Source organism: Pseudomonas cichorii, assembly GCF_019719005.1.
GTDB lineage: Bacteria > Pseudomonadota > Gammaproteobacteria > Pseudomonadales > Pseudomonadaceae > Aquipseudomonas > Aquipseudomonas cichorii_E.
This window is the reverse complement of the sequence record NZ_JAIGPJ010000012.1, coordinates 124,114-130,397: the sequence shown is the minus strand read 5'-3', so window position 1 is coordinate 130,397 and position 6,284 is coordinate 124,114. Positions and strand designations below refer to the sequence as shown.

At 58.1% G+C, this 6,284-nt stretch carries 7 protein-coding genes and 1 pseudogene; 4 read left to right on the top strand and 4 right to left on the bottom strand.

Annotation, left to right across the window (positions count from 1 at the left end; all coding sequences use genetic code 11):
- Positions 1-96: 96 nt before the first annotated feature.
- The 3 genes and pseudogenes from K5D32_RS26265 to K5D32_RS12020 form a co-directional block, all read right to left on the bottom strand.
- Positions 97-801, bottom strand: coding sequence for a methyl-accepting chemotaxis protein (locus tag K5D32_RS26265; protein ID WP_409339099.1), 705 nt, complete (start codon positions 799-801; stop codon positions 97-99).
- Between the two features lie 378 nt (positions 802-1,179).
- Positions 1,180-1,770 (bottom strand): annotated as a pseudogene (locus K5D32_RS26260) (MCP four helix bundle domain-containing protein); the annotation flags it as partial.
- Positions 1,771-1,885: 115 nt separating this feature from the next.
- Positions 1,886-2,539, bottom strand: a complete 654-nt coding sequence (locus tag K5D32_RS12020) for an HD domain-containing protein (protein ID WP_221578029.1) — start codon at positions 2,537-2,539, stop codon at positions 1,886-1,888.
- Between the two features lie 141 nt (positions 2,540-2,680).
- Here K5D32_RS12020 and K5D32_RS12015 point away from each other — a divergent pair, with 141 nt between their 5' ends.
- The 4 genes from K5D32_RS12015 to K5D32_RS12000 all read left to right on the top strand — a co-directional run bounded on the left by K5D32_RS12015 (position 2,681) and on the right by K5D32_RS12000 (position 5,434).
- Positions 2,681-3,022: a zinc ribbon domain-containing protein YjdM gene (locus K5D32_RS12015; RefSeq protein ID WP_025258553.1), complete on the top strand. Its 342-nt coding sequence runs from the start codon at positions 2,681-2,683 to the stop codon at positions 3,020-3,022.
- 124 nt (positions 3,023-3,146) lie between these two features.
- Positions 3,147-3,590, top strand: a complete 444-nt coding sequence (locus K5D32_RS12010; RefSeq protein ID WP_198726631.1) for a thiol-disulfide oxidoreductase DCC family protein — start codon at positions 3,147-3,149, stop codon at positions 3,588-3,590.
- Positions 3,583-3,972, top strand: coding sequence for a DoxX-like family protein (locus K5D32_RS12005; RefSeq protein WP_221540653.1), 390 nt, complete (start codon positions 3,583-3,585; stop codon positions 3,970-3,972). The genes K5D32_RS12010 and K5D32_RS12005 overlap by 8 nt, the downstream gene beginning before the upstream one ends.
- 253 nt (positions 3,973-4,225) lie before the next feature.
- A complete protein-coding gene (locus tag K5D32_RS12000; RefSeq protein ID WP_198726635.1) occupies positions 4,226-5,434 on the top strand; it encodes a sugar transporter in 1,209 nt (402 codons plus the stop codon).
- Positions 5,435-5,488: 54 nt separating this feature from the next.
- On the opposite strand, the gene pcsA is transcribed toward K5D32_RS12000, so the two are convergent.
- Positions 5,489-6,208, bottom strand: coding sequence for a phosphatidylcholine synthase (gene pcsA, locus K5D32_RS11995; protein ID WP_025258557.1), 720 nt, complete (start codon positions 6,206-6,208; stop codon positions 5,489-5,491).
- Positions 6,209-6,284: the final 76 nt, after the last annotated feature.

Here is a 6,284-nt window from a genome sequence, read left to right as displayed (position 1 = left end):
GCAACCGGGTAGCGGTGTTCAAAAGCAAAGCGGGTTGACAGTGGGGGCGAGTCCATACATAGGAGCGAATTCATTCGCGAATGAATTCGCTCACGGTTAAAGCACAAACCTCTGCACCATCATGTTCAGATCCGTGGCCAGCATCGACAATGCGTTGCTGGCTACGGTGGTCTGTTGTGCGCCCGATGCCGTCTGGCTGGACAGGTCGCGAATGCTGCTCAGGTTACGGTCCACTTCACCGGCCACCTGGGCCTGTTGTTCGGCGGCGCTGGCGATCATCAGGTTACGGTCGTTGATGGTGGTGGTCGAACTGATGATTACCTTCAGGGCCTCGCCCGTTGCGGCGGCTTGCTCAAGAGTCTGATTGGCCTGGGTCGCGGTATGGCGCAGGGCATTTGCCGTTTCCTGAGTGCTTTGCTGAACACCGTTGATCAACCCTTCGATTTCTGTTGTCGAGGCGCTGGTGCGTTGCGCCAGAGAGCGTACTTCATCGGCGACAACCGCAAATCCGCGACCCGCTTCACCGGCCCTTGCAGCCTCAATGGCCGCGTTGAGCGCCAGCAGGTTGGTCTGGTTGGCGATGGCGCGAATCACATCGAGAATGCTGCTGATGTTCTGGGTCCGCTCGGCCAGTCCTTCTGCCTGATGGGATGAGTCCAGCACATTGCTGGTCAGTTCCTTGATCGAACTGATGGTGGCCGACAACCTGTCCCGACCTTGTGCTGCCGCGTGATTGGAAGCTTCCGATTCGGTCACGGTATTGCTGGCATTGCCTGCCACTTCCACCGCTGCCTGGCTCATCTGGTTGACGGCGACGGCGGCCTGTTCGATTTCATTGTTTTGCATCTGCAGGTTGAGCGCGCTGGCCTCTGCGATGGTGCCCATTTCCTGCACGGACTGGGAAAGCTGGGTCGCTGCGGCATAAATCTGGTCGATGGTGCCGTGCAGGTTGCTGCGCATGCGCCCCAGCATCATGAGCAGTTGCGCGGGCTCGTCCTTGCCCTGAGGGATGGCCTGTTCGGTCAGGTCGCCTTCGGCGATGGTATTGGCAATGTGCAGCGCATGACGCACGGGATGGATGATGCTTACGCTCAAGCGCCACGCCAGCAAAAGGGTCAGCGCCAGGGCCAGTCCGATGGCACTCAGGGCGATGATGCGGGTCTGGTTGTAGCTGGCGCTGGCAGCTTCGACGGCAGTCGCGGCGCTTTGCTTGTTGAGTTCGCGCAGCAGTTGCACCTGCATGTCCATCAGGTCGCCCTGCAAGGACAGCATGGTGTTGGATAGCATCCGCGCTTCGTCCAGCTTGTTTTGCTCGATGAGGCCTATCTCGTCCTGAAGGCCGGGCATGAATGCGTTATAGGCTTCCTGCAAGGCGATGATCGAATCATGCTCGGTGCCAGCAGGCACACGGGCCAGATAGTCCGTGAAGCCTTTCTCGACTTCATTCTTGAGTTGTTCGACGTTGATCTTGCTGTTGATCACCGCACCAGGATCATCGGCATTGGCAATCAGGCGCGTGGTTTCGCTGCGTAGCTTCACCAGGTTGATCGCAATGGCATCGGCCATCGCAATACTGGGCAGGGCGCCGCTCTCCACGGCTTCTCCCTGATTGCGAATATCCTGCATCTGAAACAGGCAGAAAGCTCCCAGCGCAACCATCAGCAACGAGGTGATGCCGAAACACAGCACCAGGCGCGAAGTGATCTTGAAGCGGCGCAATACCGTCGTTCCGGATTGCTTGCGCAAAAAACGAGGCAGGAATTTTTTCACGGCAAACAACCCCTATAGGCGGCATTTCGAAGAGCCGTTTATAAGGCTGTTATGTGATGTCTTTATGACATCCAATGGTGTCGGGTGATTTTGGCGTCAAAAATCTGCGACATGCTCAGGACGCGCCTATTTCTTCCATCAACTCATCCAGAAACCGCTTCAATCGTGCATGCCTGACCTGCGCCATTTGCGCGCCGGTAGGGGTCTGGAAGCCATCGGCCAGATTCAGCAGTTTGGTGTGAAAGTGATCGACCGCAAAATGCTTGTCGTCATAAGGCCGATCGGCCGCCTGAGGGTCCTGCGAATCATAGAGAAAACTGCCCATCCGTCCCGACACATAGAACACGCGAGCCACGCCCACCATGCCCATGGCGTCGAGCCGGTCGGCGTCCTGCAGGATTCTGGCTTCGAGTGTCACAGGGGTAATGGCTGCCGAAAAACTGTGGGCTTCGATGGCATGGGCCACAGCGGCGATTCGTGTCTCGTCCCAACCCGTTTCGGTCAGCAGCTCCGTTGCCTTGGCCGCTGCCAGCCGTGAAGCGCTGGCGCGAAAGGGCGAATCCTTTTCGACCGAGACACAGTCATGCAGTACGGTCGCCGCCAGGAGAATTTCCTGATCCCCGCCCTCATGATTGCGAATGGCGCAGACGTTCTTCCAGACCCGCAACAAGTGAGAGATATCGTGTGAACCATCGAACCTCTTCGCTTGAGTGTGCGGGATCAGCAATCTGGCGAGGTCTTGAAAGGGAGCGAAACCGGCGTATGTCATCGATGAAATCCTGAAGAAACCTGTACAAGTAAAGCACCCTCTGCAACGGCGTTCGACAGGGTTGCAGAGCGCTATCCCCCTGAAAACGGAAAAACCCTTTATAATCCATGGTTTTTCCCCACCTTCGATGTGAGAAACGCTGTGAGCTTACCGTCCTGCCCGAAATGCAATTCCGAGTACACCTATGAAGACGGCGCCATGCTGGTCTGCCCGGAATGCGCCCATGAGTGGTCTGCTGACGGCAGCAGTGCAGAGTCTTCCGAAGATGTGAAAGTCATCAAGGATTCTACCGGCAACGTGCTGCAGGACGGCGACACCATCACCGTGATCAAGGACCTGAAGGTCAAGGGCTCTTCGCTGGTGGTCAAGGTTGGCACCAAGGTCAAGAATATCCGTCTGGTGGACGGCGACCACGATATCGACTGCAAGATCGACGGCATCGGCGCCATGAAACTGAAATCCGAGTTCGTGCGCAAGGTTTGAGTCTAGTGCTGCATCGCTTGACCTGAACGCCTCGCCGGTCGCTTCCCGACCGCGAGGCGTTTGTGTTTTAGGTTCATTTGCACCGCGCTAGGGTAGAGTGACGGCTCTTCAAGGAGAGAACCACATGCCTTCAACCCCCGCGCCTTACTTGCAGGCCGATGAGTGCGTCGTGCTGTTCGATGGCGTATGCAAACTGTGTAACGGCTGGGCGAAGTTTCTCATCCGGTACGACACTTCCCGGCGTATTCGTCTGGCCACCGTGCAGTCCACTGAAGGGCAGGCGCTGCTGAAGTGGGCGGGCTTGCCGGTCGATCAGTTCGACACCATGGCGGTGATCGTCAATGACCGCGCGTTGCTGCGCTCCGATGCCTTTCTGTACGTCATGCGACAGATGCCGGCGCCCTGGTCCTGGCTGGTCGCGTTACGCATTGTGCCGCGCCCCTTGCGCGACTGGGGATACGACCGCATTGCCTTGAACCGCTATCGCCTGTTTGGTCGTTACGACAGTTGTCTGCTGCCGACGGCCGACCATGAGCAACGCTTTCTCAAGGCAGCGGCCCATGAGTGAGTTGCAACGCATTGCCTGGGTCGCCCGTTCCGGTCTGGCACTGATGTTCTTCTACCATGGGCTGGTGCCGAAGATCCTGTGGCTCAGCCCGGGTGAACTGGAAATGATCCAGGCCCACGGTTTTGCTGATGCGCGCTGGGTGGCCTGGCTGAGCGGCGCGGCGGAAATCGGGCTGGCTGTCTGCTTGCTTTCGGGGTATTTCAAGCGAGCTTCAGTGATTATCAGTGCGGTCGTGCTCGCCGTGCTGTTGATTGATGTGGCTCTTGTCAGCCCTCACTTTCTTGTTCAGGCGTTCAATCCCGTTTCCCTGAACGGGGCCGGTCTGGCCTTGTGCGCCGTGGCCTGGCTGGCCGAGCGCCCGCAACGAAAGCCGGCAGGCTGAACGGCTACCGGCTGTCACCGCACAGGCTCACGTGTTGTGATCCATGCGATCCAGACGTAGAATTCGCGTCATCTGGTTGTATCCCCCATACCCACAATAATCCACATCGCACGCTGCGCTCGTTCATGCATTCACGGGCGGGGCGTTTTTGCGTTTGTTGCCGAAGGGGGCTGGCCTGATTTTGCGGTACAGGTGCCATGCGGGATTCATATGCATGGCGAACGGCTACTCCTTTGAGCGTTGCACATTCTTGATGAATACCCCTCCAGAGGTTCGTACCGGTAGCTGGCTTGGCGTGATTGCCCTGGCGCTGGCTGCCTTCATTTTCAATACAACCGAATTCGTGCCTATTGGCCTGTTGAGCAATATTGGCGAAAGCTTCGACATGACCACGGCGCAGGTCGGCCTGATGCTGACGATCTATGCCTGGGTCGTTTCGCTGATGTCCCTGCCGATGATGCTGATCACCCGCAACATCGAGCGGCGCAAATTGCTGATCTGCATCTTCATGCTGTTTGTCGTGAGCCATATTCTCTCGGCCACGGCTTCAAGCTTCGGCATGTTGCTGGTCAGCCGCGTCGGCATTGCCTTCGCTCACGCGATTTTCTGGTCGATCACCGCATCGCTTGCCGTGCGCATTGCGCCGCCGGGCAAGCAGGTCCAGGCATTGGGCTTGCTGGCAACAGGCACTTCGCTTGCCATGGTGCTGGGTATTCCGTTGGGACGTGTGCTGGGCGAGGCGCTGGGGTGGCGCACGACCTTCATGGGGATTGCCGGGATTTCCGCACTGACTGTATTGCTGCTGAGCCGCACGCTGCCGCTGTTGCCCAGCCAGAACTCCGGCTCGCTCAGAAGCCTGCCGATCCTGTTCAAGCGTCCACGGCTGGTAGCCATCTATGCATTGACCGCGACCGTCGTCACTGCGCATTTCACTGCTTACAGCTACATCGAGCCCTTTGCCCAGACCGTGGCGCACCTGAGCGGCGAGATGACGACCGTGTTGCTGCTGTTGGCTGGCGGCGCGGGGATCATCGGTTCCATCGTGTTCAGCCTGTTCAGCAGTCGCTTCCCCAATGGCCTGTTGATCGCATCCATCACATTGGTAGCGCTGTGCCTGTTGATGCTGCTGCCGTTCTCGAGTCAGGCGGCTGCGCTCGGTTCATTGAGTGTCGTGTGGGGCATGGCCATGATGTGTTTCGGGCTGCTGCTGCAGGCCAGAGTCCTGACCCTTGCGCCGGATGCTACCGACGTGGCGATGTCGCTGTTTTCGGGCATCTTCAATATAGGGATCGGCGGCGGTGCCCTGCTGGGCAGCGTGGTGAGCAGCCAGTTGGGCGTTGCAAACGTAGGGATCGTGGGCGGCCTGGTGGCCGTTGGCGGGTTACTGCTGTGCTGCGTGAGTACTTACCTTTTCAGCAAGCAGGATTCTGCTGCTGCGCTGCAGGCCGACAGCAAGTGTTGACCTGATCGGGGCTGTTGAGAGATCAACAGCCCCTGCGTTTCCTTCCTCTGGACTTCAGGCCTTGAGCCTGCCCAGCCACTCCAGGGATGTTCTCCAGATACAGATCCCCATGAAGTAGGCCGACATGGCGAACCACAGCCCCATGATCATCGGCCCATTATGTGGGTGGTTGATGATCAGCGAGGCGCTGCACAGCAGCCAGACCGTGGTGACCGCGATATTGATCGGCATGAACTTGCGCACGCGGAACGGATGCAGGAACTTCATGCGGGTCAGCGTCAGCAGCGCCAGGCCGACAATGGTCAGGAACGTGACCCAAGGCGTTGGCGACAGAATGTAAAGGCTAAGGGCGACCACGTTCCAGGCGGCCGGGAAGCCCTGGAAATAGTTGTCCTTGCTTTTCATGTCGACGTTGCAGAAGCAGAACAGCGACGAGACCAGAATGATCGATATGCTTAACAGCAGGGTGAATTCCGGCAACGGGATATAGCGGTAAATGAACAATGCCGGGATAAAGACGTAGGTCAGATAGTCGATCACCAGATCCAGTGCCGAGCCGTCGAAGTGCGGCAGTACCGAGTGAGTGTTGACCTTGCGCGCCAGCGAGCCGTCGACGCCGTCCACGATGAGGGCGACGCCCAGCCATAGCAGGCAGGCCTTGGGCTCATTATTGAACAGTGCAATGGTTGCCAGAAACGCAAGGACTACGCCTGTGGCGGTAAAGCCGTGAGCACCCCATGCGTTAAGCCTGGCTATGCGTTGATTGGTTATCACGGGACGCTCTCCAGAAAGTAATGCGTGTCAGTGTTACAAAGAAGACCTTCAGATTGTGTGAAAACGCAGCAACGCC